The sequence below is a fragment of the Streptomyces sp. NPDC007164 genome, from assembly GCF_040634135.1.
Lineage (GTDB): Bacteria > Actinomycetota > Actinomycetes > Streptomycetales > Streptomycetaceae > Streptomyces > Streptomyces sanglieri.
Genome location: NZ_JBEYFB010000149.1, coordinates 1 through 1,419, shown reverse-complemented (window position 1 = coordinate 1,419; position 1,419 = coordinate 1). Strand labels below are relative to the sequence as shown.

General features: G+C 67.3%; 1 protein-coding gene. It reads right to left on the bottom strand.

What is annotated here, in order from left to right:
• Positions 1-124 precede the first annotated feature (124 nt).
• The gene (locus ABZ622_RS42085; RefSeq protein ID WP_360552632.1) at positions 125-1,363 is read right to left on the bottom strand and encodes an IS701 family transposase; all 1,239 of its coding nucleotides are present in this window, start codon (positions 1,361-1,363) and stop codon (positions 125-127) included.
• Positions 1,364-1,419: the final 56 nt, after the last annotated feature.

Here is a 1,419-nt window from a genome sequence, read left to right as displayed (position 1 = left end):
CTAGTAGTGCTTCGTTAGGTTCTGCGTCTACTCCGGTTGCGGGGCAGGGGGCGGTTGCAGGTGGTGCAGGTGCCGGTCCAGCCCTTCAGCAGGTCCTGGAGGACGTCCAGGACCTGGTAAAGGGTTAGGCCGGCGTGGGGACTTTTGGGTCGAGCCGCCTGAGGGTAAGGAATGCCTGGGCGGCGGTGACGAGGGTGACGTGGTGGTGCCAGCCGCGCCAGGTGCGTCCCTCAAAGTGGTCCAGGCCCAGGCCGTGCTTGAGTTCGCGGTAGTCGTGTTCGATGCGCCAGCGCATCTTCGCCCACCGCACCAGCTCGGCAACGGGAGTCTCGGGCGGCAGGTTCGATATCCAGAAACCCGTCGGCCCGTCCTGGTCCGCAGGCCATTCCACCAAGACGGTGGAAGGGGGCAGGACGCCGTTCCATTGGTTGCGTCCGCCGCCTGCCGCTTGGGCGGCGGCCAGGGACTGCTTGCCCGCCGGGCGAACGGCCAGCACCGCGAACCGTGAGGTCATCGTGCCTTTACTGCCTTGTCGCCAGGCCACCTCAGCGAAGTGGTCGGCGGCAGCAGCCTCGGCAGCGTGGACGGTAAGTGCTCGCGGCGTCGTCCGGTAGCGGGCGAGCGTCGGTGGGCCCAGTCCTCCGTAATCCGGCTGGTGGGGCTCGATGTCCAGCTCGTGGGCGACTTCTTTCCCGGTCAGTGCCAGCACGTAGGACAGGCCCCGTTCCTCCAGGCCATGGCGGAAGGGGGTGCTGACGCCGTAACCCGCATCCGCGACCACGACCGGGGCTTTCAGCCCCCACTCGCCCACGTTGTCCAGCAGCCCGAGCGCGAGGCGCCATTTCTCCTGGTGGACGACGTCGTCGGGGACGCCGGCCCGGCGGCAGCGGCCCGGCTCGTCCGTCCACTCCCGGGGCAGATACAACTGCCAGTCCAACGGACACGACGCGGTGTCGGTGGCGGCATGGACGCTGACCGCGACCTGACAGTTTGCCCGCTTCCCGAGTGCTCCGCAGTACTGACGGGCCACCCCGGCAGAGGCGCGGCCACACTTGGGAAACGACACATCGTCGATCACCCACACCTGCGGTCTGATCATCTCCGACAGCCGCCGGGCGATCCGCCGCCGAACCGGCAACGGATCCCACGGCGACTGGCTCACGAACTGCTGCAGAGCCTGCATGTTCCCGTCCGGCAACCGCTCGGCCATCGGCTGGATCGACTTACGCCGCCCGTCCAGCATCAGACCGCGCAGATAACACGCACCCCACCGGCGCTGATCCTGCCGCGGCAACGACCCGAACACATCACCCACGAACTCCGCCAACTCGCCCCGGAGCCGCTCGACATCCCCCAGTTTCACACCTCAAAGATGCCCACCACCAGGCAAGATCACTCAAGGTAACGAAGTACTACTAG